24 protein-coding genes and 1 tRNA gene are annotated in these 26058 nt (G+C 65.9%); 19 read left to right on the top strand and 6 right to left on the bottom strand.

What is annotated here, in order from left to right; translation table 11 throughout:
• Positions 1-374: 374 nt before the first annotated feature.
• The 6 genes from nirB (at position 375) to PMO31116_RS21250 (ending at position 8678) form a co-directional block, all read left to right on the top strand.
• On the top strand, positions 375-2837 hold the full coding sequence (gene nirB, locus PMO31116_RS21275; protein ID WP_150568438.1) for a nitrite reductase large subunit NirB: 2463 nt from the start codon (positions 375-377) through the stop codon (positions 2835-2837).
• A gap of 10 nt (positions 2838-2847) precedes the next feature.
• On the top strand, positions 2848-3219 hold the full coding sequence (gene nirD, locus PMO31116_RS21270) for a nitrite reductase small subunit NirD (RefSeq protein ID WP_150568437.1): 372 nt from the start codon (positions 2848-2850) through the stop codon (positions 3217-3219).
• Between the two features lie 57 nt (positions 3220-3276).
• Positions 3277-5988: a nitrate reductase gene (locus PMO31116_RS21265; protein ID WP_150568436.1), complete on the top strand. Its 2712-nt coding sequence runs from the start codon at positions 3277-3279 to the stop codon at positions 5986-5988.
• Positions 5989-6096: 108 nt separating this feature from the next.
• Positions 6097-6912, top strand: a complete 816-nt coding sequence (cobA, locus tag PMO31116_RS21260) for a uroporphyrinogen-III C-methyltransferase (RefSeq protein ID WP_150568435.1) — start codon at positions 6097-6099, stop codon at positions 6910-6912.
• Positions 6913-6914: 2 nt separating this feature from the next.
• Positions 6915-7490, top strand: coding sequence for an ANTAR domain-containing response regulator (locus PMO31116_RS21255; RefSeq protein ID WP_023594810.1), 576 nt, complete (start codon positions 6915-6917; stop codon positions 7488-7490).
• A gap of 9 nt (positions 7491-7499) precedes the next feature.
• Positions 7500-8678: a CmpA/NrtA family ABC transporter substrate-binding protein gene (locus tag PMO31116_RS21250; protein WP_150568434.1), complete on the top strand. Its 1179-nt coding sequence runs from the start codon at positions 7500-7502 to the stop codon at positions 8676-8678.
• A gap of 17 nt (positions 8679-8695) precedes the next feature.
• Here PMO31116_RS21250 and PMO31116_RS21245 read toward each other — a convergent pair whose 3' ends face one another.
• A complete protein-coding gene (locus PMO31116_RS21245; RefSeq protein ID WP_150568433.1) occupies positions 8696-8953 on the bottom strand; it encodes a hypothetical protein in 258 nt (85 codons plus the stop codon).
• Between the two features lie 424 nt (positions 8954-9377).
• Between PMO31116_RS21245 and PMO31116_RS21240 the strand changes: the two genes are divergently transcribed.
• Positions 9378-9782 carry a hypothetical protein gene (locus PMO31116_RS21240; RefSeq protein WP_150568432.1) on the top strand — a complete coding sequence of 135 codons (405 nt, stop codon included), beginning with the start codon at positions 9378-9380 and terminating at the stop codon, positions 9780-9782.
• Between the two features lie 104 nt (positions 9783-9886).
• Here the strand turns inward: PMO31116_RS21240 and PMO31116_RS21235 are convergent, their stop codons facing one another.
• The gene (locus PMO31116_RS21235) at positions 9887-10372 is read right to left on the bottom strand and encodes a PaaI family thioesterase (protein ID WP_023594814.1); all 486 of its coding nucleotides are present in this window, start codon (positions 10370-10372) and stop codon (positions 9887-9889) included.
• A gap of 152 nt (positions 10373-10524) precedes the next feature.
• On the opposite strand from PMO31116_RS21235, the gene PMO31116_RS21230 reads away from it, so the two are divergent.
• Positions 10525-11865: an aminotransferase-like domain-containing protein gene (locus PMO31116_RS21230; protein WP_150568474.1), complete on the top strand. Its 1341-nt coding sequence runs from the start codon at positions 10525-10527 to the stop codon at positions 11863-11865.
• A gap of 99 nt (positions 11866-11964) precedes the next feature.
• Positions 11965-12942 (top strand): bifunctional helix-turn-helix transcriptional regulator/GNAT family N-acetyltransferase, encoded by a 978-nt coding sequence (locus tag PMO31116_RS21225; RefSeq protein ID WP_150568431.1) that lies wholly within the window; start codon positions 11965-11967, stop codon positions 12940-12942.
• A gap of 143 nt (positions 12943-13085) precedes the next feature.
• On the opposite strand, the gene PMO31116_RS21220 is transcribed toward PMO31116_RS21225, so the two are convergent.
• Together PMO31116_RS21220 and PMO31116_RS21215 are read right to left on the bottom strand one after the other, a co-directional pair.
• On the bottom strand, positions 13086-13898 hold the full coding sequence (locus PMO31116_RS21220; protein ID WP_150568430.1) for a class I SAM-dependent methyltransferase: 813 nt from the start codon (positions 13896-13898) through the stop codon (positions 13086-13088).
• Positions 13899-14022: 124 nt separating this feature from the next.
• A tRNA-Met gene (locus PMO31116_RS21215) sits at positions 14023-14099 on the bottom strand.
• 198 nt (positions 14100-14297) lie between these two features.
• Here PMO31116_RS21215 and PMO31116_RS21210 point away from each other — a divergent pair.
• The 8 genes from PMO31116_RS21210 to PMO31116_RS21175 all read left to right on the top strand — a co-directional run bounded on the left by PMO31116_RS21210 (position 14298) and on the right by PMO31116_RS21175 (position 22963).
• On the top strand, positions 14298-14942 hold the full coding sequence (locus tag PMO31116_RS21210; RefSeq protein ID WP_150568429.1) for a TetR/AcrR family transcriptional regulator: 645 nt from the start codon (positions 14298-14300) through the stop codon (positions 14940-14942).
• A gap of 189 nt (positions 14943-15131) precedes the next feature.
• Positions 15132-15935, top strand: coding sequence for an ABC transporter permease (locus PMO31116_RS21205; protein ID WP_174971671.1), 804 nt, complete (start codon positions 15132-15134; stop codon positions 15933-15935).
• A gap of 245 nt (positions 15936-16180) precedes the next feature.
• A complete protein-coding gene (locus tag PMO31116_RS21200) occupies positions 16181-17179 on the top strand; it encodes an ABC transporter substrate-binding protein (RefSeq protein WP_150568428.1) in 999 nt (332 codons plus the stop codon).
• Positions 17180-17241: 62 nt separating this feature from the next.
• A complete protein-coding gene (locus PMO31116_RS21195; protein ID WP_217424768.1) occupies positions 17242-18006 on the top strand; it encodes an ABC transporter ATP-binding protein in 765 nt (254 codons plus the stop codon).
• 82 nt (positions 18007-18088) lie between these two features.
• Positions 18089-19552: an enolase-like domain-containing protein gene (locus tag PMO31116_RS21190; RefSeq protein ID WP_150568426.1), complete on the top strand. Its 1464-nt coding sequence runs from the start codon at positions 18089-18091 to the stop codon at positions 19550-19552.
• Between the two features lie 190 nt (positions 19553-19742).
• Entirely contained in the window at positions 19743-20906 is a 1164-nt protein-coding gene (locus PMO31116_RS21185) for a Gfo/Idh/MocA family protein (protein WP_150568425.1), read from the top strand.
• 3 nt (positions 20907-20909) lie between these two features.
• Positions 20910-22079, top strand: coding sequence for a dihydrodipicolinate synthase family protein (locus PMO31116_RS21180; RefSeq protein ID WP_150568424.1), 1170 nt, complete (start codon positions 20910-20912; stop codon positions 22077-22079).
• The gene (locus PMO31116_RS21175; RefSeq protein WP_150568423.1) at positions 22076-22963 is read left to right on the top strand and encodes a sugar phosphate isomerase/epimerase family protein; all 888 of its coding nucleotides are present in this window, start codon (positions 22076-22078) and stop codon (positions 22961-22963) included. Before PMO31116_RS21180 ends, PMO31116_RS21175 begins: the two co-directional genes overlap by 4 nt.
• A 173-nt stretch (positions 22964-23136) precedes the next feature.
• Here the strand turns inward: PMO31116_RS21175 and PMO31116_RS21170 are convergent, their stop codons facing one another.
• The gene (locus PMO31116_RS21170) at positions 23137-23880 is read right to left on the bottom strand and encodes a transporter (RefSeq protein WP_150568422.1); all 744 of its coding nucleotides are present in this window, start codon (positions 23878-23880) and stop codon (positions 23137-23139) included.
• Positions 23881-24176: 296 nt separating this feature from the next.
• Here PMO31116_RS21170 and PMO31116_RS21165 point away from each other — a divergent pair, with 296 nt between their 5' ends.
• Entirely contained in the window at positions 24177-24635 is a 459-nt protein-coding gene (locus tag PMO31116_RS21165) for a metal-dependent hydrolase (protein ID WP_150568421.1), read from the top strand.
• A gap of 73 nt (positions 24636-24708) precedes the next feature.
• Here PMO31116_RS21165 and PMO31116_RS21160 read toward each other — a convergent pair whose 3' ends face one another.
• A complete protein-coding gene (locus PMO31116_RS21160) occupies positions 24709-25719 on the bottom strand; it encodes a serine/threonine protein kinase (protein ID WP_150568420.1) in 1011 nt (336 codons plus the stop codon).
• Between PMO31116_RS21160 and PMO31116_RS23910 the strand changes: the two genes are divergently transcribed.
• Positions 25718-26058 (top strand): hypothetical protein (locus PMO31116_RS23910; RefSeq protein WP_217424766.1); only part of this gene is annotated, 341 nt, incomplete at its 3' end. The two genes, PMO31116_RS21160 and PMO31116_RS23910, sit on opposite strands and share 2 nt — an antisense overlap.

The following is a 26058-nucleotide window of genomic DNA, read 5'->3' as shown; positions in this document are numbered from 1 at the left end:
CGGCCCCCCCGCCCCTGTGCCGAACGGCGGCGCGCGCCTGCCTCATCGTGGTGCGCGTACGCCGGGCTCCGCAGCGCGTTGCACTGCTGCGGTGCAGCAGATTTCGCACGCCTTTCGGGTATTTCCCATAGACAATTCTCCTGTTCTGCCTTGTCCTGCAACGCGCTACGTGGGATCGGTCATCGCCTGGCACGCTTGTTGCGTTAGCGTCTAGGCCAGCGGCAAAGGCGTCGCAGGCAACGAATTCCGGTGCGACGTCAGGCGGGTCAGCTTGCGACGCACCCACAGGACAACGGCGTCCCTCCGTGCTGCGGCACGGTCGGACGCCGTTTTGTTTTTCGGGCGCTGCAAGCGCAGCAACAGGAGAAGACAGCATGCGCAAACCTCGTCTGGTCGTCATCGGCAACGGCATGGCCGGCATTCGTACGCTCGAGGAACTGCTCGAGATCGCACCGAACCAGTACGACATCACGGTGTTCGGCGCCGAGCCCCATCCGAATTACAACCGCATCCTGCTCTCGCCCGTGCTTGCGGGCGAGCAGTCGTTTGCCGACATCGTGCTTAATCCGCTCGACTGGTATGCGCAAAAGGGCATTACGCTGCATCTGGGCAAGGAGGTCACGCAGATCGACCGCCCGCGGCGCGTGGTGCGCTGCGCGGACGGCACCGAAGCCCCTTACGACCGACTGCTGATCGCGACCGGCTCCAGCCCGTTCATCCTGCCGGTGCCGGGCAAGGATCTGGCGGGCGTGATCAGCTATCGCGATATTCGCGACACGGAGACCATGATCGAGACCGCGCGCGTGAAGCGCCATGCGGTCGTGATCGGCGGCGGCCTGCTCGGCCTCGAGGCGGCCAACGGCCTGAAGTTGCGCGGCATGGACGTGACGGTCGTGCATCTGGCCGACACACTGCTCGAGCGCCAGCTCGACACCACGGCGGGCAAGCTGTTGCAGCAATCGCTCGAAGCCCGGGGCCTCGCGTTCCGGCTCTCGCACCAGACATCGGCCATTCTCGGTGACGACAACGGCCGCGTGCGTGCCGTGCAATTCGCGAACGGCGACGAAATCCCGGCCGATCTCGTGGTGATGGCCGCCGGCATCCGACCGAATACCTCGCTGGCCGAAGCGGCAGGGCTTTACTGCTCGCGCGGCATTGTCGTGTCCGACACGCTGCAAACCTACGATCCGCGCATCTACGCCGTGGGCGAATGCGTGAGCCACCGAGGCGTGGCGTATGGTCTCGTCGCGCCGTTGTTCGAACAGGCCAAGGTGTGCGCGAATCACCTCGCGCTCATGGGCATCGGCAGCTATCGCGGCTCGGTGATGTCGACCAAGCTCAAGGTCACCGGCATCGATCTGTTCTCGGCGGGCGACTTCCTGGGCGGCGAAGGCACGGAGGAGATCGTGCTCTCGGACCCGGCGAGCGGCGTGTACAAAAAGCTCGTGATCCGCGACGACAAGCTGGTGGGGGCATGCCTGTATGGCGACACCGCCGACGGCGCCTGGTACTTCAAGCTGCTGCGCGAAGGCCGCGCGCTGGGCGAGTTGCGCGAGCGCATCATGTTCGGCGAATCGAGCGTGGGCGACGTCGGTACGCAGGGACAGAATCGCGCGTCGGCCATGGCGGACACCGACGAGGTCTGCGGCTGCAATGGCGTGTGCAAGGGCACCATCGTCAAGGCCATCACCGAGAAGGGGCTCTTCACGCTCGACGAAGTGAAGAAGCACACCAAGGCGGCCAGTTCGTGCGGCTCTTGCGCCGGGCTGTGCGAGCAGATCCTGATGAGCACGCTGGGGTCGACCTACGATGCGGCGCCCAAGGAGAAGGCCGTGTGCGGCTGCACGGACCTCTCGCATGCCGACGTGCGCCGCGCCGTGCGCGAGCACCGGCTCACCACGCATCGCGCCGCCTTCGATTTTCTCGAATGGCGCACGCCGAACGGGTGCGCCACATGCCGCCCGGCACTGAACTATTACATGCTGAGTACGTGGCCGAAGGAGGCCGTCGACGATCCGCAAAGCCGTTTCGTGAACGAGCGCGTGCACGCCAATATCCAGAAGGACAACACCTTCTCGGTCGTGCCGCAGATGAAGGGTGGCGTGACGAACCCCGGCGAGCTGCGTCGCATTGCCGACGTGGCGGACAAGTACCGGATTCCGATGGTCAAGGTCACCGGCGGCCAGCGCATCGATCTGCTCGGCGTGAAGAAGGAAGACCTCGTCAATGTCTGGCGCGATCTTGGCATGCCGTCGGGGCACGCCTACGGCAAGTCGATCCGCACGGTGAAGACGTGCGTGGGCAGCGAGTTCTGCCGCTTCGGCACGCAGAACAGCACGCAGATGGGGATCGATCTGGAGACGATGCTCGCGAACATGTGGTCGCCCCACAAGGTGAAGCTGGCGGTATCGGGCTGTCCGCGCAACTGCGCCGAGGCGGGCATCAAGGATGTGGGCGTGATTGCCGTCGATTCGGGATGGGAACTCTACGTGGGCGGCAACGGCGGTATCAAGACCGAAGTCGCGCAATTCCTCGTCAAGGTGAAGACGGCCGAGGAGGTCAAGGAGTACACCGGAGCGTTCCTCCAGCTCTACCGCGAGGAGGCGTATTACCTCGACCGCACCGTGCACTACCTCGCGCGCGTTGGACTCGACTACGTGAAGCAACGCGTGGTGAACGATGCGGCCAACCGCCGTGCACTCTACGAGCGCTTGCTGTTCGCGCTCGACGGTCTGCCCGATCCTTGGAAGGCCCGCATCGACGGTGCGCAGGCTAACGAATATCGACCGCTCGCGGCGCAGGGCGCGCGATCGGAAACCGAACCGGCGACGGTCTGAGGAGACTTCCATGACGCAATCCCGAACGATCTGGCTGCATGTGTGCGACATGGGCGCGATTCCGCGCCTCGGTACGCGGGTGCTCTCGCACGAGAGCGGCGATATCGCCCTGTTTCGCACCGAGAGCGACAAGGTGTTCGCACTGCGCGACCGTTGTCCGCACAAGGGCGGGGCGCTCTCCCAGGGCATCGTGCACGGCGAGAAGGTGACGTGCCCGTTGCATGCCTGGAACATCGATCTGACCACCGGAGAAGCCTGCGCCCCCGACGTGGGCTGCGCACAGCGCTTTGCCGTGCGCGTCGAGGCGGGCGAAGTGTATGTGTCGCTCGACGCGCAGGCCGGCGGGGCCGCCGAAGCAACGGCGCTTGCCGCCGTCGTCTGAAGCCGCTGTCCCTGTTCGCGCCGTCTGCGCGCTCGTCGCACGAATTCCGGAGTCCTCATGACAACCCTCACGCAAACCACCTGCTGCTATTGCGGCGTCGGTTGCGGCATGCTCGTCGAGAGCGATGGTGCGCGCATCGTCGGGGTGCGGGGCGACCCCTCGCATCCGGCCAATCACGGACGGCTGTGCAGTAAGGGCATGACCTTGCCGCTCACCGCCAGTTCGCTCGCCGGGCGCGTGCTCACGCCGGAGTTGCGCGCGACGCGCGACGCCGCTCGCGCGCCCACCTCGTGGGACGACGCGCTGGCGACCGTGGCGTCGCGCTTCGCCGACGTCATTCGTCGTCACGGTCCGCACGCCGTGGCGTTCTATGTCTCGGGCCAGTTGCTCACCGAGGATTACTACGTCTTCAACAAACTGGCCAAGGGGCTGGTGCGTACCAACAACATCGATACGAACTCGCGCCTGTGCATGTCGAGCGCGGTGAGTGCCTACAAGATGGCGTTCGGCGCCGACGGCCCGCCAACGTGCTACGACGATCTGGAAGCTGCGCGGACCGTGCTTTTCGCGGGCAGCAACATGGCGTATGCGCATCCGGTGCTGTTTCGCCGCCTGGAGGCGGCCAAGGCGGCCGACCCGTCGATTCGCTGGATCGTGGTGGACCCGCGCCGCACCGACACCGCGTCGATGGCCGATCTGCACCTGCCCATCGTGCCGGGCACCGACGTGGCGCTGTTTCACGGCATGCTGCATCACCTCATCTGGGAGGGACGCGTGGATCGCGCGTTCGTCGACGCGCATACCGAGGGATTCGAGGCGCTCAAGCAGGTGCTGCGCGCCTATCCGCCGCAACTGGCGGCCGACATCTGCGGCATCGAGGAAGCCGCGCTGCGGCAGGCGGCGGACTGGTTCGGCGAGAGCCCGGCTGCGCTCTCGCTTTATTGCATGGGGCTAAATCAGTCGAGTCACGGCACCGAGAAGAACCTCGCGCTCATTCATCTGCATCTGGCGACAGGGCAGATCGGGCGCGCGGGCGCCGGGCCGTTCTCGCTCACCGGCCAGCCCAACGCCATGGGCGGGCGTGAAGTCGGCGGTCTGGCCACGATGCTCGCCGCACATCGCGAGATCGGCAACGCCGCGCATCGCGCCGAGCTGGAGCGGCTTTGGGGCGTGCAGGGATTGTCGGACACACCGGGACTGCCGGCCGTCGAGATGTTCGACGCGGTGCGCGACGGACGCATCAAGGCGATCTGGATCGCCTGCACGAACCCCGTGCATTCGATGCCCGACAGCGCTCGCGTGCGCGACGCGCTCGCGGCGGCGGAGTTCGTCGTGGTGCAGGACGCCTTTCATCAGACCGACACCGTGCCTTATGCCGACGTGCTGTTGCCCGCCAGCACCTGGGGCGAGAAGGCCGGCACGGTCACGAATTCGGAGCGCCGCATCTCGCGCGTTCGCGCCGCCGTGCCGGCGCCCGGCTCGGCGCGGGCGGACTGGTGGATCGCCAGCGAAGTCGCCCGTCGCCTCGCGCCGGCACTCGGCGTGAGTGCCGAACCGTTCACGTTCGCGTCGACGCAGGAAATCTTCGACGAGCATCGCGCACTCACCGTGGGGCGTGATCTCGACATCGGGGGGCTGGACTACGCACGGCTCGAACGGCAGGGGCCGCAGCAGTGGCCGTTTCCGGCAGGCGCCGAGCGCGGCGCCGCGCGGCGCTATGAGGACGGCGTGTTTGCCACCGCCGACGGGCGGGCGCGGTTTCACGCGTTCGACTATCGGCCGGTGGCCGAGCCGATCAATGCACGCTACCCGCTGCGGCTCATCACCGGGCGCCTGCGCGATCAGTGGCACGGCATGAGCCGGACCGGGCGCGCCGGTGCGCTGTTCGAGCATGCGCCGGAGCCCACGCTCACGATGCATCCTGCCGACGCGGCGCGTCGCGGCCTGCGCGCGGGCGATCACGTGCGGCTGGCGAGTCGGCGCGGCGAGCGGGTGCTGGTACTGGCCGTGAGCGATGACGTGAGCTCGGGTACCGTGTTCGTACCGATGCACTGGAGCGCCCAGTTCCTCGGCGGCGGGGGCGTGAACGACACGACGCTCGGCAGCGTCGACAACTATTCGAAGCAGCCGGAACTCAAGCACGCCGCCGTGCGCGTCGATCCGCTGGCGCTGCCGTGGCGCGTGGCGGCGGTGCGCCGTGGCGACGCGCTGGAACTTCACGCGGCGGTGCAGCCGTTGCTGGCCGCGCGACGGTTTGCTACGGTGCGTCTTGAGGGCGACGACCGGATCGTCGTTGTCGCCGCCGACGAGCAGCCCGACGCCGATTGGCTCGAACAGTTGCACACGGCGCTCGCGTTGCCGCGCGACGCGTCGTTGCTGGAATACCGCGACGTGCGTCGCGCGATGACCAAGCGCGTGGCCTGGCGCGACACGTGGATCGATGGCGTGCTGGTCGCGGGCACCGAAGCGGACGTGACGGCATCGACGTCGTTGCTCGCAAGGGTTGGCGACAGCGAGCCGTGGCCCCGGGCGCGTCATGCCGTGTTCGTGGGGGACAGCGGACCGGCCGCACCGAGGGATCGCACCGTGTGCCAATGTCAGGCGGTGAGCGCGTCGCGGATCGATGCCGCGATCGTGGCAGGTGCGGACGTGGCCCAGCTCAAGGCGACACTCGGCTGCGGCACCGTATGCGGCTCGTGCGTGCCGGAGTTGCAGCGCATGTGCGCCGCGCGCGGCCGGGCAACGTCGATGTCGACGAACGCGGCATGAGCCGGCCCGCGTGTCCGGTGGCGCGATTCACGCCCGTTGTCACGCCGGCGACCCCTGCGGTGACGTCGGGCGAAAGACAGACCATGGAAGGATTGAGGGAGAACGATCATGAAGCTCGGCAAGGTGACCTTGGTGAGCGCCGGACCTGGCGCGCTGGATTTGCTCACGCTGCGCGCCGCGCGCGTGCTCGGGGAGGCCGATGTGCTGCTCGTCGACGATCTGGCCAATCCGGAGATCGCCACGCTCGCGCCGCGGGCGCGCGTGATTGCGGTGGGCAAGCGCGGCGGTTGCCGCTCGACACCGCAAGCGTTCATCGAACGCCTCATGTGCCGCATGGCTCGTCGCGGCGCGCATGTGGTGCGCGTCAAGGGCGGCGACGCATTGATGTTCGGACGTGCGGGCGAGGAATTGGCGGCATTGCGGCATGCGGGCGTGCCGGTGGAGATCGTCAACGGCGTGTCGTCGGCCTTCGCCGCTGCGGCGGGGCTGGGCATGTCGCTCACGCACCGCGATCACTGCGCGGGCGTGACGTTCGTTACCGCGCACCGGCAGGACGGCAGTGCCCCGAACTGGGCCGCGTTGGCGGCCACCGGCACGACGCTGGCGATCTACATGGGCGTGACGCGGATCGAGGCGCTGACCGCCACGTTGATGGAACACCTCGCGCCGACGACGCCCGCGGCCGCGGTGCAATGGGCGGGCACGCCGCAGGAGCGGCGGCTCGTCACGTCGCTGGGGCGGCTCGCGGCCGACGTGCGCGCCTCGGGATTCGCCAGTCCGGCCATTCTGCTCGTGGGCGGCGCGGTGAGCGAGGCGGTCGTGACGGCCGATGACGCGCAGCGCGCCGGCCCGACCGTCCGGACAGACCGGGACCATGCCGCTCGTCGTGCGGCGCGGGCAGCCGACCTGGCCGTGGCGGCGTGACCATGCTGCGTGTGTTGCTCGTTACCGATACCGACAAGCCGATCGGCGAATTGCGCGCGGCGCTCGCGCGGCTCGGCTGCGAGATGCTGGCCGAAGTCGCCAAGCCGCAGGCGTTGCCGCGCGTGGTCGAGAGCGAGCGTCCGGACGTGGTCATCATCGATACCGAGTCGCCGTCTCGCGACACGCTGGAGCAACTGGCCGTGATGAATGCCGAAGCGCCGCGCCCGGTGTTGATGTTCGCGGCCGACGGCAATCAGTCGCTCATTCGCGCGGCGGTCGATGCCGGGGTGACGGCGTATTCGGTCGAAGGACTGGCCGCCGAGCGCCTGGCGCCCATCCTCGAGGTCGCGCTTGCGCGCTTCGCGCATGAGGAGAAGCTGCGCGCCCGGCTGGCCAAGGCCGAGAGCGAACTGGCCGACCGCAAGCTGATCGACCGCGCCAAGCGTCTGCTCATGGACCGGCGCAGGATTTCCGAGCAGGAGGCTTACGCCATTCTGCGCAAACGGGCGATGGATCAGGGCGAGAAGCTCGTCGAGGTGGCGCGCCAGCTCGTCTCGATCGCCGAATTACTGGGGTAGACACTACGCATGTCGACGTCATCATGGTTGGCCAGCGCCGCGCAGGCACCGGACGGTGTGCCGGAGAAGCGTCATTTGCGCGTGGGTTTCGTCGCCCTCTCCGACGCCGCGCCGCTGGTCGTGGCAAAGCGTCTCGAACTGGGACATGAACACGGACTGACGCTGGAGTTGAGTCGCGAGTCGTCGTGGGCGGCTGTACGCGACAAGCTCATCACCGGTGAGCTGGATGCGGCGCACTCCCTCTACGGTCTTGTGTACGGCGTGCAACTGGGTATCGGGGGCTTGCGCGAGGACATGGCGGTGCTGATGGTGCTCAATCGCAACGGGCAGGCCGTGACGGTAACGCCGCCGCTGGCCGAAGCGATGGCCGACACCGGCGACTTGCGCGCGGCGCTTGCCTCGCTGGGGCGCAAGCCTGTTTTCGCGCAGACGTTTCCGACGGGCACGCATGCGATGTTCCTCAATTACTGGTTCGCGGCGCAAGGCATCGATCCGCTCGCCGAGGTGTCGCGCCTGGTGATTCCACCCGCCCACATGGTCGCGGCGATGGAAGAGGGTGGCCTGGACGGCTTTTGCTGCGGCGAACCGTGGCACGCGGTCGCGCAGGCGCGCGGCCTGGGACGCACCGTCGCCGTGTCGAGCGATATCTGGCCGAACCATCCGGAGAAGGTGCTGGCGTGTCGGCGCGATTTCGTTACGCGCTACCCCGGCACGGCGCGGGCGCTGGTGCGCACGCTGCTCAGCGCCTGCCGCTGGTTGGACATGCCCGGTCACCGTGCGGAAGCGGCGGGCTGGCTCGCCGAACCGGTCTGGGTGGGCGCGCCGCGTGACCTGATCGCCGCGCGTTTGCTCGGGGACTTCGGGCGCTTGCCGGGGCGTCATGCGTTGTTGCCCGTGAGCTTCTTCGACGAGGGGGCGGTCAATTACCCGCACCCATCGGACGGGATGTGGTTCGTGGCGCAGTACCGGCGCTGGGGAATGGTCGGAGACGAGGCCCTGACGCACGCCGCGCAGACGGCGTCCGCCGTCAGTCAGACGGCGCTGTACGAGGCGGCGGCACTTGCCGAAGGCGTGCCGGTCGTGTCGATGCCGTCAAGCGAGCGGCTTTGCGACGGCCGGCTATGGGATGCGGCCGCCGCCTCGGACTTGCGCGCCTATGTGGAAGGTTTCGCGATTCGGGCGCGATGACGGCCCGGAGCGCGGCATTACTGTGCGAAGACGTCGCAGTCGCCGGTGTGCGTCTGGCAGGCGCGCAGCGCCCGTTCGCGATGACGGTGGTGCAGGTTCAGGTGGTACACGAGCGCGAGCAGCACGACCTGGCGCGATACATTCGCCAGCACGGGTTCGAGGCCCGCCGCGCGGGCGAGCGCGCGCCGCAGGGCAGGGTGCAGGCAAGCAAGGGCCAGGATCGCGAACGATCCGGGCACTGCGAGAAACGCCGCTAACGCAATCTTCTTTTTCATGGCCGTCGGATGTGGTGAGCGCGCGTCGACGACGCGACTTCCGGAGACGGTTGGGGTTCGGAACGCAAACCGGCGCACGCGCGTGCGCCGGTTTCGTCGTGTTGGCGGGCGTCTCCCCCCGTCTCACTGCATGGGTTTCAGTGTAGGGACGGGGGGCATTTCGATAAACGCAGGAAAGCGAAAGCCTCTGTTGCGCAAAGTGCAGGGAATCACGCCAAGTCGGCTTCCCCACGTCGCAGCGTCTCTCGCGGAGCCGTCCCGGCCGTCGCCCGGAACCGAAGTGCCTCACCGGGGTTGAAATCCCTAATGGATGGGCGGGTGTCGCACAGGCGATACTGCACCCATGGGTTGCGCTCGGCGCGCCCGATGTGTCGGATAATGGGCGCCTTGCCCACGCTCCTTTTACCCCAGCGCTGTCCCTGTCATGGCCGCGGAGATTCAGATCCTCATTCGTACGGAGTGCCCGCCCGGTGCCTGCACCTGCGAGCGCGATGGCCTTCTGCAAGACCCGCAAGGGGACCGTCGCATCCTGATGCTCACGCAAGCCGAAGAGAAGCGACTTATCGCGCGGATCGAGGCCATCGAGACGTACGACGAGCTCAAGCGCATCGTCGAGCGCATTCACGCGCAACTGGGCGTTCGGCTGCACGTCGCGCCGGGAGATAACGAAGTCAAGACCGTCAGCGGTTTTGACATCCATCTGGAAGATCACCCCGGCCTGTGCCGCAAGACCCGGGCGGCGATTCCCGCCGCCGTTCGCCGGTGCCTGAAGTCGCATCCGAGCATTGCGTACGCCATTCTGGACGCCCACGACCTTTTCGGCATCTGAGCGCAGGCGATTCGCACCGTGGTGGAATGCCTGTCGCGCTCGTCAAGCCCGTCACCCCCGTCACGCCTGTCACGCCTGTCACGCCCGTCACGCCCGTCACGCGATCATCTTCCCCTGGCGTGCTCGCCTCGCAAGGTCATGACCGCACTGTCGATGCGCGCGACCGCCTTGCCGTCCTCTCGCCGGATATCGCACTGGTAGTGCGACACGGTCCTCCCCCGATGCGTGGCATAGGCATGCGCGAGCAACCGGGCGTTCCAGACAGGACGCAGGAACGTCGCCTTCAGATCGATGCTGGTGAACGACTCGCCTTCGGCCATCAATGTCGAGTGCGCCGTGCCGATGGCCGCGTCGGCCAGCTCGCAAAGCAGTCCGCCATGTACCGTGCCTTGTTGGTTCCCGTGCCGTTCCGCGCGCGCCTGCAACGCGATGACGGCGCTCGCTTCGCCGACCTCCACGATCTGGAATTGCAGGAGTTCGGAGATGGGCGTCGGATAACGCATGTGCGTGCGCTCGCCGTCGCGAAGCGTGCCTGCCAACTGGCGTTGCAGGTAGGTCAGTACCGGGAGCGGTGGGGCGGAGTCGGACATGAGAGACCTCGGGTGGCGTTTGCTGCGCTCAGTGTCGTCGCCTAGAATCGGACAATCAAGAAATTGTCCTAGGTGCAATCGTGGCCAATACCTCGGGTCTTTCCGCCGCTTCGCTTGCTTCACCCGCGCCGCTCTCGTCGCGTGGCTCAGGCATGTCGTCATCACGGCTACCGGCGATCGTCGAGCGGCTCGCGCACGACATTCGCATCGGCGTGCTCCCGCCGGGCACGGCACTACCCACGCACCGCAAGCTCGCCGCGCAGTACGGTATCGCGATCGCCTCCGCGACCAAGGTCTACGCCAAGCTGCAGGGCCTCGGGCTGGTGGTCGGCGAAGTCGGCCGCGGCACCTTCGTGCGCGATCGTCCGCCCCAGCGCGAATGGGATGGCGACGACGAAGCGCGGCTCAGCTCGAGCGCGGTGGACCTGTCGTTCAATCACCCCTGGTGGCCGGAGCAGGCCGAACTGCTGCGCGCCACCTTGCGAGAGCTTGCCACCTCGGGAGATTTGAGCGCGCTGATGCACCAGCAGCCCCCTGGCGGACGCCTCCATGAGCGAGAGATCGTCGCCCGCTATCTGCAAGAACAGCGCGGCGTGGTCGCCGATGCCGGCCAGATATTCCTGGTCGGTGGCGCGCAACAGGGACTCGACGTTGCCATTCGCAGCACGCTCCGGCCGAACGACGCAGTGGCCGTCGACGCGCTGACCTATCCCGGCTTCAAGATGGCTGCCGCCGTGGCGGGCGTGACGCTCACGCCCGTCGCGTCAGCCGCTGACGGCCCCGACTTCGACGCGCTGGCGTCGCAATGTCGACGTGGTGCGGTCAGGGCCATCTATGCGATGCCGACGATGCACAACCCGCTTGGCTGGGTGCTGAATCCGGCGCAGCGGCGCCGGCTGGTGGAGATTGCGCGACGACATGAATGCGCGATCATCGAGGACGCGACCTATGCATATCTCGTCGACGATGCGGTGCCGTCCATCTTCTCGCTGGCGCCTGAGCGAACGTGGTACGTGGGCAGCCTCTCGAAGAGCGTGGCGACGGGGCTGCGATTCGGCTACGTCGTGGCGCCAAAGGACAAGGCGGCCGACGTCAAGCGGGTGGTGCGGGCGAGTTTCTGGAGCCAGTCGAGTGTGGTCACGGCGATGGCAACGCGCTGGCTGGTCAGCGGCGAGGTGGTGAGGCAGGAAGCGCGCCAGCGCGAAGACGCGCGCCGCCGGCAGGCCGTGGCGCGCCGGGTGCTGCGCGGGATGGACCTGGTCGCGCATCCCGCATCGATGTTTCTGTGGTTGCCGCTGCCCGAGGGCTTGCGAATGGACCGGGTGGCCAGCGCGCTTGCCGCGCGCGGTATCGCCGTCTCGAAGGCACAAGCGTATGCCACCACCCGTCATGCACCGCACGCGCTGCGACTCGGGCTGAGCTCGATGCCTTTTTCGCAGGTCGAAGGTGTGCTCACGCAAGTGCGCGACGTGATCGAGCGACTGCCCATCTGAGCGTCGGCAAGGCCCGTCTCAAAGCATGCCTTGCATAAGTTGCGCATCGCAACTATATTGGTTGCGTATCGCAACCGATGTGCTTCGGGAGGCTGCACCATGGATATCATCGACTTGCCTGGCCAACCGCGAGAAGCGGAAATCCTGGCGCTGCGGGACTTTTCGCGTCGGCTGGTTCGCGAACTCGGTTTCATGCGTACGACCCTGGCCGACAGTGACCTGGCACCGTCGGCGGTGCACGCGATCATCGAGATCGGCGCGGCGCCGGGAATCAGCGCCAAAGACCTCGGTAACGTGCTTCGTCTTGACAAATCGAATACGAGCCGTCAGGTGGCCAAGCTCGAGGCTGCCGGCCTCGTGCACCGTACCACGGCTAGCGGCGACGCGCGAACCTCGCAGCTTCAGCTCACCGAGGCCGGGCAAAGGCTTCGGCGAAAGATCGATCGGTATGCAACGGATCAGGTCTCGAGCGCGCTGCGGCGTATCGTGCCCGCTGACCAGGAAGCCCTGGTTCGCTCGCTCGCGCTTTACGCCGATGCCCTGGCGCAGGATAACCGGGCAAAGGGTTCGGCGCCGCCTGCGCCGATCGGGCAGATCGTCGAGGGCTATCGGCCGGGATGTATCGGCGACATCGCCAGTCTGCATGGGCGTTTTTACGCCGAGTACTGGGGCTTCGGCGCATTCTTCGAGAAGCGGGTGGCGACGGAGCTTGCCGAGTTTGCGGGCAATTTGCCCGCTGACGGCAAGCAACTCTGGCACCACGTCGAGAACGGGCGCACGCTCGCGTCGCTCGCCATCGACGGTGATCCCGAGACGGGCAAGGCTCACTTGCGCTGGTTCATCGTCGACGATTCGCTGCGAGGCACGGGTGTCGGGCGGCATTTGTTGACTCAGGCGATGGCCTTTGTCGATGCGCAGTTTCACGAGACTTGCCTCTGGACGTTCAAGGGGCTCGACGCCGCGCGCCATCTTTATGAATCGTTCGGCTTCCGGCTCGCAAGCGAGGCCGAGGGCGAGCAGTGGGGCAGCAGAGTCGTCGAACAGAAGTTCGTCCGTGCCAAAGCGTGCTCTGCGTGACAACGCGGTGCGCGGGTGACGCGATTCGCTCCAGCGCCACGCGGGTCGACACGATGCCCACCATGATCTGCGCATCGATGCCGCTGCGCGTGCGTGATTCCTGGAGGTCGACTCGCGGGTGCGGGGCAAGCGAAGCTGCGGTGTCAGGGTGTTGCGACGATGAAGTGCGCCTGTATCTTGCCTTCGATGCGCCCGTCGCCGTGACGCTCGGCGATGACGGCTGTCGCGCGCGCGAGCGCGGCAGGAAATCGGCCGGGGTCTCGCGCGTCTATCTCGTCGCGAAGACGGGTACCGAAACAGTACGCCGCCGCGACCTCGTGCGCCGACGCCGCCACGCTGGTCTTCGCGCGTGTCTCGACGTCGACTGTCGAGAATCCGGCCAGATGCAGCGCCTGCCGGATGCGCTCGACGTCGAAATGCCCGTGCGGGGTGCGGGCGAGGAAGCGGGGCGGGTCCTCGGGAAAGATTTCCGCCACGGCCTGCGTCACCTCGTGGGCAAATGCGTTCTCTTCGATCCGATCCCAGACGCTGAACAGAAAGCGGCCGCCTGGCCGGAGCGTGCGCCGTGCCTCGGCGTATCCGCGCACCGCGTCGGGAAAGAACATGGCGCCGAACTGGCAAACCACGACGTCGAACGCGTCGTCGTCGAACGGCAGGGCAAGCGCATCGGCCTGCTTCCACTCGAGGCGCGCATCGCCCCGCTGACGTGCGGCGGCAAAATCCAGCATCGGCGAGTTCAGGTCGGTCACTACGTAACGCGCGTCGGCGCGCAGTTTCGGGGCGAGCGCGCGCGTGAGCGCGCCGGTGCCCGCGGCTGTCTCCAGCACGCAGCCCGGCGCGGATTCGGCAACCCATGCCGCCATGTCGGCCGCGTAGGCGTCAAAGATCAATGGCACCATCAGCGTGTCGTAGAACTCGGGTAGCGAGCCTGCAAAGACATTGTCGCGATCGGTCATGATGCGCTCCCGGAGTGGATATGCCACCGACGTTTCTGATATGGATTCTAGGCCGGTGCACGACGAACCGGTCGCGCAGAATAACGAAAGCCCGTCGACCTTGCGATCGACGGGCTTTCCAATTTGGTTGCGGGGACAGGATTTGAACCTGTGACCTTCGGGTTATGAGCCCGACGAGCTGCCAGACTGCTCCACCCCGCGTCTGAGAAGAGAGATAATACGGGTATTCTACGCATTGTGTCAAGCATTTGTGACATCTACTTTATGACGCGCGCGAAATTCATGCGCAACGCGTGCATTTTCGCGGCCTCCCGTGCGTGCCCGTTGTGACTGCCCGCTTCCCTTGCCGAAGCGCCTCGTTTAGTATTTATGTTACCAATTGGTTAATTAAGTCTCTCCATGACGAACAATCCCCAGGCAACGCGCGTCACCCGCAACCGCGATCGCACGCGTGCCCAGATTCTCGCCGCGGCACGCGACGAATTCTCGCTGCGCGGCTATGAAGGTGCTCGCGTGGAAGCCATCGCCGAGCGCGCGGGCTCCAACAAGCGCATGCTGTACTACTACTTCAAGAGCAAGGACGAGCTCTTTCTCGCGGTGATGGAGGACACGTATCGCGGCATTCGCGACGCGGAAGCCGAGCTGCGCCTGCTCGACCTGCCTCCCATCGACGCCATACGCGCGCTCGTCACTTTTACCTGGGAGTATTACCTCGCACACCCCGAGTTTCTCTCGCTGCTCAATAGCGAAAACCTTTACCACGCCCAGCATTTGCGTCGGTCGACCGATATCCGGTCGCTAAACTCGCCGCTCATCGACACGCTCGGCGAGATCCTCACGCGCGGGCATCGCGAGAAGCTTTTTCGCGGTGGCGTCGATCCGCTCCAGCTCTATATTTCCATCGCCGCGCTCGGCTACTTCTACCTCTCCAACAACGCCACGCTGTGCACCGTCTTCGGGCGCGACCTCTCGACCCCGAAGGCGCGACTCGAGCGCCTGCAGCACATGATCGACATGGTCTTGGGGTATCTACTGATCAGCTGATTTTTCGCACTTTTCCCCGTTGACAGTCCCATGTCGCCTGCCTAAGATAATTAACCAGTTGGTAACAAAAAGTAGGAAAGGCAAAAGCCGCGCAAGCGAAACACCGTGCACAGACCGCACGCCGGCGATGTTCGGGGCCAAGCGCCCGGGCGCGACCGGCGCGTACCTCGCCAAGGATGGAGACAACTCATGGCGCAAGCGACACCGCTGGTTCGTAAGGTATTCGAGTCTCGGGCGTTCAGGCCCATTGCCCTGATCGCCATCATCGTCATCGGCTGGGAGCTGGCCATTCAGCTCTTTCACATCAAGCCGTATCTCGTGCCCGATCCGATCGTTGTCATCCGGCAACTCGTCACCGATTTCCCGAAGCTCTGGCAGGACACCCTGATCACCACCTATGCCACGGTCGGCGGCTTCGTGCTGTCCGCGCTGATCGGCGTGCCCCTGGCCATGCTCATCGCGTATTCGCGGCTCGTGGAGAGCTACGTTTATCCGTTGCTCGTGTTTTCGCAATCGATTCCGAAGATCGCCATCGCGCCGTTGCTCGTGGTGTGGTTCGGGTTCGGTATCGTGCCCAAGATCGTGACTGCCTTCCTGCTCGGCTTCTTCCCGGTCGTCGTCTCGACGGTGATGGGTTTCAAGTCGGTCGACCGCGACATGATCGACCTGGTGCGCTCGATGAAGGCGAGTCGCCTGCAGACCTTTCTCAAGATCAGCCTGCCGTTCGCCATGCCGAGCATCTTCAGCGGCCTGAAGGTCTCGGTGACGCTGGCGGTCGTGGGGGCCGTGGTCGGCGAATTCGTCGGCGCGAACTCGGGCATCGGCTACGTGCTGCAGGTAGCGAACGGAAATTTCGACCTGCCGCTGATGTTCGCGGCGCTCATCCTGCTCTCGCTCGTCGGCGTGGTGCTTTTCGTGCTCGTCGACGCAGTTGAGCGCCTGATGATTCCCTGGCACGCCTCGCATCGCGACGACTACTACGTCAGTACCTGATTCGTTTCACCGAATTGCGCCGTGGCGCGAAGGGTGTCCCGTCGCACGGTCCGCACCGGCGGCCCCGGCGACACCGTCGATGCCACGCACGGCCCATCGCATCCCCCCCGTTAGAAGAACGACATTAGGAGACTGGCATGATTCGAATGGAAGCGCGGCGCGCGGACGTGTCGCGGCGGGTGTCTACGCTATTGCCGATTTCGGGCGCAAGACCGAATACGGTCCGCCCGGCCCGGCCGGCCGGAATGGCGCGCATCGCTCGCGCGATGGCGACGTTCGCCGCGGGCGCCGCGCTGGCGCTGGGCATGGCGTCGACCGCCCACGCCCGCGACAAGGTCACGCTGATGCTCAACTGGTACACGTACGGTGAGCACGCACCGTTCTATCTCGGCGTCGAGCGCGGATACTTCGCCGCGGAGAACATCGATCTCGATATCCAGGAAGGGCGCGGCTCCGCCGTCACGGTGCAGGCGGTCGCCGCCGGGTCGACCACGCTCGGCTATGCCGACGTGAGCACGATGATCAAGGCGGCCGCCAAGGGTGCGCCGGTCGTGACCGTCGGTGTGATGCTGCAAAAGAGCCCGGCCTCGGTCATGGGCTTCGCCGAGAAGAACATCGTGAAGCCCGCCGACATCAAGGGCCGCACGGTGGCCATGACCCCCGGCGATTCGCTCTCGCAGCTCTGGCCTGTCTACCTGAAGGCGAACCACCTGAGCGACGACGATTACAAGCCAGTGTCGGGCGACGCCACGACCAAGCGCAATGCGGTGGTCAACGGCCGTGCCGATCTGCTGCTCGGCAACGTGAACGACCAGAAGCCGATCATCGAGGAGATTACCGGCAAGCCCGTACGCGCCCTGCTCTTCGCGGACTCGGGCGTCAATCCGCTCAATGGCGGCATCATCGCGCGAAAGGACATGCTCAAGTCGAACCCCGATCTGCTGCGCCGGTTCCTGCGTGCCGCGACCAGGTCGGTGCAGGCCGCCACGCAGTCGCCGCAGGACGCCGTGAACGCCATGCTCAAGATCAATCCGAAGGCGGGCAAGCCGGAGACGCTCGCTAAGAGCTGGAACGCCACGATCCCGCTGCTGCACACGGCCAGCACGCAGAACCTGCCGCCGCTGCGCTTCGATCCCAGGGACATGGCCGCCACGCTCGATCTGATGGTCCGTTATGGCGGCGTGGACGCCGCCACGGCGGGCAAGCCCGAGGATTACTACTCGCTGGAGTTCTTGCCGAAATGAACCGCCCAGTAGAACGCGTGGTGACGGATTGGCCGGCGTCGCCGGACGCCGCGCCGGCGCCGATGATTCGCTTCGACGGCATCGCCAAGACGTACGAGACGAAGGAGGGCGCCGTACGCTCGCTCAATCCGGTCTCGCTCGACGTGGCGCCTGGCGAGTTCGTGTCGATCGTCGGCCCGAGCGGCTGCGGCAAGAGCACGCTGCTGAAGATCGCCGCCGGGCTGCTGCCCGCCACCGAGGGGCGCCTCGTCGTGAACGGCAAGGCCGTGGACGGACCGCCGGACGACATCGGCATGGTCTTCCAGAGTGCGGTACTGCTGGCCTGGCGCGACATCCTGTCGAACATCATGCTGCAGATCGAGGTGCGCAAGCTCGATCGCGCGAAGTATCTGCCTCGTGCCAAGGCGCTCATCGAGATGGCGGGGCTCACCGACTTCGCGCACAAGCTGCCATGGCAACTGTCGGGTGGCATGCAGCAACGCGCCGCGATTTGCCGCGCGCTCGTGCACGACCCGCAGATCCTGCTCATGGATGAGCCGTTCGGCGCGCTCGACGCGATGACGCGCGAAAAGATGAACCTGGAACTGCAGCGGATCTGGCTGTCGACCGGCAAGACGGTGCTGCTCATCACGCACAGTATTCCGGAAGCGGTGTTTTTGTCGGATCGCGTGGTGGTGATGTCGGAGCGCCCGGGCAGCATCGCGGCGATCTACGACGTGAAGCTGCCGCGTCCGCGCGGGCTCGACGTCATGGGCGATCCGGAGTTTGCGCGACTCACGCGCACGATCCGCTCGCATTTCTACGCGCAAGGAAATCTCGACGAGTGATGTGGGCGGGCAGCGCCCGCGTCGCTTCGGTCGCCCGCAGGCGACCCCGGATTCAACCCATGGTCATTTTTAGGACTGACATATGTCAGCGGAAACGCTCACCCTAACGTTTTGCGATCTGTTCGAGCGCGACGTCGCACTGCGGCTGCCGTTTCGCTTCGGCGTGCTCACACTGCGCCACGCGACGCAGGCGTTTGTGCGCGTCGGGGTGCGTCTTGCCGACGGGCGCGAGGCCGTTGGCGCGTCCGCCGAACTCATGGTGCCGAAGTGGTTCGACAAGTCGCCCGCCTTCTCGGAGTCGGAGAACGTCGAGCAACTGCGCGATTCGTTGCGTCTCGCCCGTCGTCTGGCGCTCGCCGACAACACCCCGGCGACGGCGTTCGGGCGCTTCGAGCGGCAATATCCCGTGCAACTTCGCGAAGCGGCGGCGCGCGAGTTGAATCCGCTGGTGGCCTCGTTCGGCCTCGCGCAGGTCGACAAGGCGGTGCTCGACGGTCTCTGCCGGGCACTGGGCGTGTCGTTCTTCGATGCCATGCGGTGCAACGTGCCGGGCCTGCGGGCCAGCCCGTTGGTGCCCGATCTCGACGGCTTCGATTTCGATGCCATGCTCGCGGATCTTCGGCCCGCATGCTCGCTCGCGCTGCGCCACACGGTCGGCATGGCGGACCGGCTGACCGACGACGCACACGCCACTAAGGGCGCTGCCGATGGAGGCGATGTTGCCGAGACGCTTCCCGTCGACGGCCTGCCTGCCACGCTCGACGCCGTGGTGCGCACTTATCGGCCACGCGAATTCAAGCTCAAGCTGGGCGGAGACGCCGGGCAGGACCGGGAGCGTCTGGGCGCGATCGCTGCGTTGCTCGCCCGGCAATGCCCGGACTATCGGGTGACGCTCGACGGCAACGAGCAGTACCGCGACGCCGCGACATTCCTCGCCTTCTGGCGGGCATTGCAGGACGACCCGGGATCGGCCGATCTTGCGCGCCGTGTGCGTTACGTGGAGCAACCGCTCGCGCGCGGCGTGGCGTTACGGCACCCGTTGGGCCCGCTCGCCAGCGCGGTGCCGATGATGATCGACGAGTCGGACGACACGCTCGATGCGTTTGTCGTTGCTCGCGATCTCGGCTATCGCGCCGTGTCGAGCAAGAGTTGCAAGGGGTTGTACAAGTCCATCGTCAATCGTGCGCGCTGCGAACAATGGAATGCGCAGGCGGGTGTGCGTCGCTACTTCATGACGGCCGAAGATCTGACCTGCCAGGCCGGGCTGGCCGTGCAGCAGGACCTGGCGCTGGCCGCGCTGATCGGGGTGACGCACGTCGAACGCAACGGGCACCACTATGTGGCGGGCATGCCAGGGGCCGACGCGGCGGAGCAGCGGGCCTTCGCGCAGGCGCATCCGACGCTGTATGCCTGGGACGATCGGGCCGCTGCCTTGCGCCTGCGCGTCACGCAGGGGAACATCTCGCTCGCGGATTTGCAGGACGCGGGATTTGCTTCGCGCGCCATGCCTGACTGGCGCGCGCTGCGGGAGATGCCGCTGCAATGAATCATGATGGCATCACGGGTAAGCGAAGTGATGTTTTCATAACAATTAGTTGTACGAAATATCTGGAAAGGTATGCCAACCGGCGGTTTCGATGACCGGCCCCGGAGGATTTCGAATCATTCCGAATCGCGTTGGATCGACGACGAATCGACAGGGCATCGATAAAAGGGAAGTCAAAGGAGAATACGCAATGGCAACGCTTAGAATCGGCATCATCATGCACGGCGTGACTGGCCGCATGGGCATGAATCAGCATCTGATCCGCTCCATCGTGGAGATTCGAAAACAGGGTGGCGTGACGCTCGCCAATGGCGACCGGCTGCTGCCGGACCCGATTCTGGTCGGCCGCAACGCCGAGAAGATCGCGGCGCTCGCGCGTCAGTACGGTATCGAGCGTTGGAGCGTGGACCTCGACAAGGCCCTCGCCAACGCCGACGACACGGTGTTCTTCGACGCGGCAACGACGCAGGCGCGTCCTGCGCTGCTCAAGCGCGCCGTGCAGGCGGGCAAGCACATCTACTGCGAGAAGCCGGTCGCCACCAACCTCGCCGAAGCGCTGGATCTTTACCGAGCGGCACAGGCCGCTGGCGTGAAGCATGGCGTGGTGCAGGACAAGCTCTGGCTGCCGGGGCTTCGCAAGCTGCAACTGCTCAACGATGCGGGATTCTTCGGACAGGTGCTGTCCGTGCGCGGTGAGTTCGGCTACTGGGTGTTCGAGGGCGATCTGCAACCGACCCAGCGGCCGTCATGGAATTATCGCAGCGAAGACGGCGGCGGCATCATCCTCGACATGCTCTGTCACTGGCGCTATGTGCTCGACAACGTCTTCGGCAAGGTCAGGAGCGTGTCGTGCCTGGGCGCCACGCACATCCCGCAGCGCTGGGACGAGCAGGGCAAGCCGTATCGCGCCACCGCCGACGACGCGGCCTATGCCACGTTCGAGCTCGAGAACGGCGTGATCGTGCAACTGAACAGCTCGTGGTGCGTGCGTGTGCGTCGAGACGACCTGGTGACGTTCCAGGTCGACGGCACGCACGGCTCGGCGGTCGCCGGACTGACCGACTGCTGGACCCAGTCGCGCGTGAATACGCCCAAGCCGGTGTGGAATCCGGACGTGCGCCAGACGCACGATTTCTTCGACGACTGGGTGAAGGTGCCCGACACGACGGTCTACGACAATGCCTTCAAGGTGCAGTGGGAGCTCTTCCTGCGCCACGTCGCCGGCGAGGGCGAGTTCCGGTGGAACTTGCTCGAAGGCGCGAAGGGCGTGCAGCTCGTCGAGCTGGGGTTGCAAAGCTGGAAGGAGCGCCGCTGGCTCGACGTGCCGGAACTCACCGGTCGCGAAGGAGCGTAAGTCATGGCACCCACGCTCAAGTTGGTCGATCGCTACGGGCAGCTCGTGCCGTTTACCGTGCGCACGGAACGCACGTGGCGACCGAGCCCGTCGCCGAAGATGAATCGCATCGCCTATTCCGCCGCGCACGTGGTCGCCGACTCCCGCTCGAGCGCCGATCCGTGGCTGACGGCGGCGCTCGATTGGGACGCCACGCTGGCCTATCGGGAGCATCTTTTTTCGCTGGGGCTCGGCGTGGCCGAGGCGATGGATACGGCGCAACGGGGCATGGGCCTCGACTGGCCGACGTCGCTCGAATTGATCCGACGCAGTGTAGCGCAGGCGAAGGGGCATCCGGGGGCGCTCATCGCCTGCGGCGCCGGCACGGACCATCTGGCGCCCGCGCCAGGCCTCACGCTCGATGACGTGATCCGCGCCTACGAGGAGCAGGTCGAGGCCATAGAGGCGGCGGGCGGTCGCATCATTCTGATGGCCAGCCGCGCGCTCGCGGCAGTCGCGAAAGGGCCGGACGACTATCTGCACGTGTATGAGCGGGTTCTGCGTCAGGTGCGCGAGCCGGTGATTTTGCACTGGCTCGGCGAAATGTTCGATCCGGCACTTGCAGGCTATTGGGGGCACGGCGACGCCGATCGGGCGATGGACGTCTGTCTGCAAGCGATCGCGGCACGGCCCGAAAAGGTCGACGGCATCAAGATATCGTTGCTCGACAAGGACAAGGAAATTGCGATGCGGCGCCGTCTGCCCAAGGGGGTACGTATGTATACGGGCGACGATTTCAACTACGCGGAATTGATCGCGGGCGATGCCCAAGGGCATTCGGACGCCTTGCTCGGGATTTTCGATGCCATCGCGCCGGCGGCGTCGGCCGCGCTCGACGCGCTCGGTCGGGGCGATCGCGCAACGTTCGATGCCATTCTGGCGCCGACCGTGCCGCTGTCGCGCCACATCTTCGCGGCGCCCACGCGTTTCTATAAGTCGGGGGTGGTGTTCATGGCCTGGATCAACGGGCATCAGGATCACTTCGCGATGATCGGCGGGCAGCAAAGTGCGCGCAGTCTCTGGCATTACTGCGAGCTGTTCCGGCTGGCGACCGCCGCGCAATTGATCGAAGACCCGGCGCTGGCCACCTATCGCATGAAGTTGTGGCTCGCCGTGAACGGGGTGGAAGCATGAGCGCCGCGACGCGAGAGGATGCGCTCACGGCGGCGACGTCCGTTACGCCCTATGTGCCACCGCCGGCGCACAAGCTGTCGATCAATACCGCGACGGTGCGCCAGCAGTGGAAGCTCGACGCCATCATCGACGGCATTGCCCGGCATGGCATTCGCGGGATTTCGCCCTGGCGCGACCAGGTGGCCGAGCTGGGACTGGCCGAAACCGCGCGCCGCATTCGCTCGCACGACCTGACCGTGACCGGCTATTGCCGCGGAGGAATGTTTCCCGCAGCGGACGCCGCAGGGCGACTGGCGGCGCGTGACGACAACCGGCGAGCGGTGGACGAAGCGTTGAGTCTGGGAGCGCAGTGCCTGGTGCTGGTCGTGGGGGGGCTGCCCGCGGGATCGAAGGACATCGCGGGCGCGCGTGATCAGGTGCGTGACGGTATCGCGGCGCTGCTCGATTACTCGCGCGGCGTGGGGATGCCGCTCGCCATCGAACCGCTGCACCCGATGTATGCCGCCGATCGCGCCTGCGTGAATTCGCTGGCACACGCCAACGATCTCTGCGACGAGCTCGGCGACGACGGACTGGGCATCGCCGTCGATCTCTATCACGTGTGGTGGGACCCGCAACTGGCGGCGCAGATCGCGCGTGCGGGGAAGAAGCGATTGCTCGCGTTTCACATCTGCGACTGGCTCGTGCCGACGCGCGACCTCTTGCTCGATCGGGGCATGATGGGCGACGGAGTGATCGATATCCCCGCCGCGCGCGCGCTCGTTGAGGCGCAAGGGTATGCCGGCATGCACGAGGTCGAAATATTCTCGTCGCATGACTGGTGGAAACGCTCGCCCGACGAGGTGCTCGAGACCTGCAAGGCGCGCCATCTGACGTGTTGCTGAGGATAGCGCGACGGCAGGCGGATGCCGCGTGATGCGGGAACCGCTTGCCGGCGGCATGCTTGGCGGCTCGTCTGTCTGGTTATCTGCTTGCCTGCTTGCTCGCCTCCGAACCTCTGGCTTCCGGGCGTGCGGGCATACGGGGATCCGCGATGGACGCCAGATCGCTCACCAGCTCACCAGCGTATGGTGACCCCCGCCTGCACCGAGTGCGCGAGCGACGCCGGGTTCAGGCCACGCTTGTAGCCCACGTCCAGATCGAGGTCTTTGGTCGGGCTGTAGATGGCGCCAACCAGCGCGTAGGCAGGCTTCGTCCGCGTGGAGGCGTCTGCGTTGGTGGCAATGCCGATGTCCGCGGCAAGCCGCAACTCGTCCGTCACGCTGAAGAGCACGGCCGTGGACGCGTTCCACAGAGCCCGACGGTTGCCAATGCTGTTGTTGTTCCACGTGTAGCCCGTGTTGGCCAGAAACGTCCAGCGATCCAGGTTGTATTGCATCAGCAGGTTCGCGCCGGTCGTCGCACGGCCATTGCCCAGATTCCGGTCCTGGCTCGCCGTGGGCAACGTCACGAAGGGCTTCAGGCCGAGGCTCCATTGCGCCGTCTCGATGAAGCGCCATTTCGCCTGCAACGTCAGATCGGTCAAGCCGCTGGTCCAGCCGTCGCCGTCGGGGTGCGTTCGTTGGTAAGGCGCCTGGAGCGCCAGGTCGAGATTCGGCAGCACGCCGTAAGTGAGTGTGTTCGTCCACTGTTGTTGCCGTGCCGTGGGCAGCGTCAGCCACTCGCTGTTCAGTTCGAGCTGCCAGTTGCCGGTGTCCTGGGTGCCGGTGTCGTCCGTGACCAGCGGGTTCGCGGCATGCGCACCGAGCGGTGCCAGGACGGCGATCGTCGCGATCGCCACCGGAATCAGATACTTCTTCATCGAAAACTCCTGCGCAGACGTTCGCCTCGAGGCGAACGCGGGGAAATCCGTCGGGCGGATCGTACGGGCCGTCCATGACAAACGTCAACCAGATATCGCCCGTTGTCAGGCGAGTGTGGCGATCGTGGGATTTTCACGCGACGGCGTTGCGCTTTCATGGGCGCTGTGATTGGTTTCGAGCCCAGCCGCGAGGGCCAGATGGGCGCGATGCGGACGCGTGGCCGCAGTGGTAGACTTCGCCCCCTCTTTGCGCAGACGCGCGGGTCGCTCCGACCTCGCGTCGACGGCCGTCCTTCATGCAATCCAGAAGTCATCTCATTTTCGGTATCGGCGCGACGTGGCTCATGCATCGCACCGGGTGGGCCGCCAGCGTCCACGCGTGGCCGCTGACGCTGGTCGGTGCGCTGCTGCCCGACATCGATCATCCCAAAAGCATGCTGGGGCGGCGCATCGCTCCCGTTTCGTTCGCGATCTCCGGGGTGTTCGGTCACCGCGGTATGACCCATTCGCTGCTGCTGCCGCTGCTCATGCTGGCGGCTTGCGTGTATCACTGGGGACGCGTGCCGCCCTCGATGCTTGCGCTATGCGCAGGATATCTGTCGCATTTGCTCGCGGACTGGTTGACGCCGTCCGGTGTGCCGCTTTGCTGGCCGTTGCGAACGCGCTTTCGTTCGCCGCTCTATGTGACCACGGGCTCCGCCGCCGAAGGATGTGTGGCCGCGGCTCTGGCATTCGCCATGTGGCGTTGGTGGTAAGTGCCGGGGGCTGGTGCCCTTGGAGCCAGCGGCGGGACGGGTGGGGTGAACCGGGTGAACGGCGGCCCGACGTTCAGCGCCAGACGAGCGGTGGTTCGTCCATCAGCGCGACCTGCTCGCGCAACTCCAGAATGCGATCCTGCCAGTAGCGTTGGGTGTTGAACCATGGGAACGCCGCGGGGAATGCGGGGTCGTCCCAGCGGCGGGCCAACCAGGCGCTGTAGTGCAACAGGCGAAGTGTGCGCAGCGCTTCAGTCAGGTGCAGTTCACGGGGATTGAACTCCGCAAAGTCCTCGTAGCCGGAGAGTACCTCGTCAAGCTGGACGGTCATCTCCGCACGGGTGCCCGAGAGCAGCATCCACAAGTCCTGCATGGCGGGGGCCATGCAGGTGTCGTCGAAGTCTACAAAATGCGGGCCTGCGTCCGTCCATAACACATTGCCTCCGTGGCAGTCGCCGTGCACGCGCAGCAGTTTCACGTCTCCCGCCCGTTCGTAGGCGCGGGATACGCCGTCGAGCGCGAGGTCGGCGATGGCGCGCCATGCGTCTCGCAGGTCGCGTGGGATGAACTCGCTTGACCAAAGATATTCGATCGGCGCGCGGCCATAGCTGGCGATGTCCAGCGTCAGGCGGTGAGCGAAGGGCTGCACGGCGCCCACGGCGTGGATGCGGCCGAGGAAGCGTCCGAGCCAGTTCAGCGTGTCCGGATCCTGCAGCTCGGGGGCGCGTCCGCCGCGACGCGGGAAGAGGGCGAAGCGGAAGCCGTCGAAACGATGCACCGTGCGCCCCTCGATGACGAGCGGCGCGACCACGGGGATTTCATTGTCGGCGAGTGTCTGCGTGAAGGCGTGCTCCTCCAGAATGGCCTCGTCGGTCCATCGCTCCGGACGATAGAACTTTGCGATCAGCGGCGGGCCGTCTTCCATGCCAACTTGATAGACGCGGTTCTCGTAACTATTGAGCGCGAGCAGGCGGCCGTCGCTGAAACTTCCCAGTTGCTCGACGGCGGCGATGACCGTGTCGGGCAACAAGGCGGCGAAGGGATGGGCATGGCCGTTGCCGGCGTGCGGGAGTTCGGTGTTCATGTTCGCTATTGTGCCAAAGGCGTTGACGGCGGCGTGGGCTTCGGGGCACCCCGTGTCTATATATATGTGGGCCGCCCCTGATGCTTGCGTCAGAGCGCACCTGAAATTGCAGCCCCGTAAAAATAGTTTCACAAAAGGGTTGCGCGGTTGGGCGAACGTGACTAATATCTCGTCTCTCGCAACGACGGCGACGCAGCGCAAGCGGCGAAGCGGTTGGAGCGACGGGCTGGAAAGCCCGGTGGTTGGTGGTTTTCGAGCAGGTGAGTCGCTACGGCGGCGAGCGAAGAAAGCGAAAAAAACTGTTGACGACGACGAGAAGCTGCGACATAATCTCACTTC

Source organism: Pandoraea morbifera (genome assembly GCF_902459575.1).
In the GTDB taxonomy this organism is placed as follows: Bacteria; Pseudomonadota; Gammaproteobacteria; order Burkholderiales; family Burkholderiaceae; genus Pandoraea; species Pandoraea morbifera.
The sequence above is the reverse complement of the archived record's forward strand: the minus strand, read 5'-3'. Positions and strand labels throughout refer to the sequence as shown.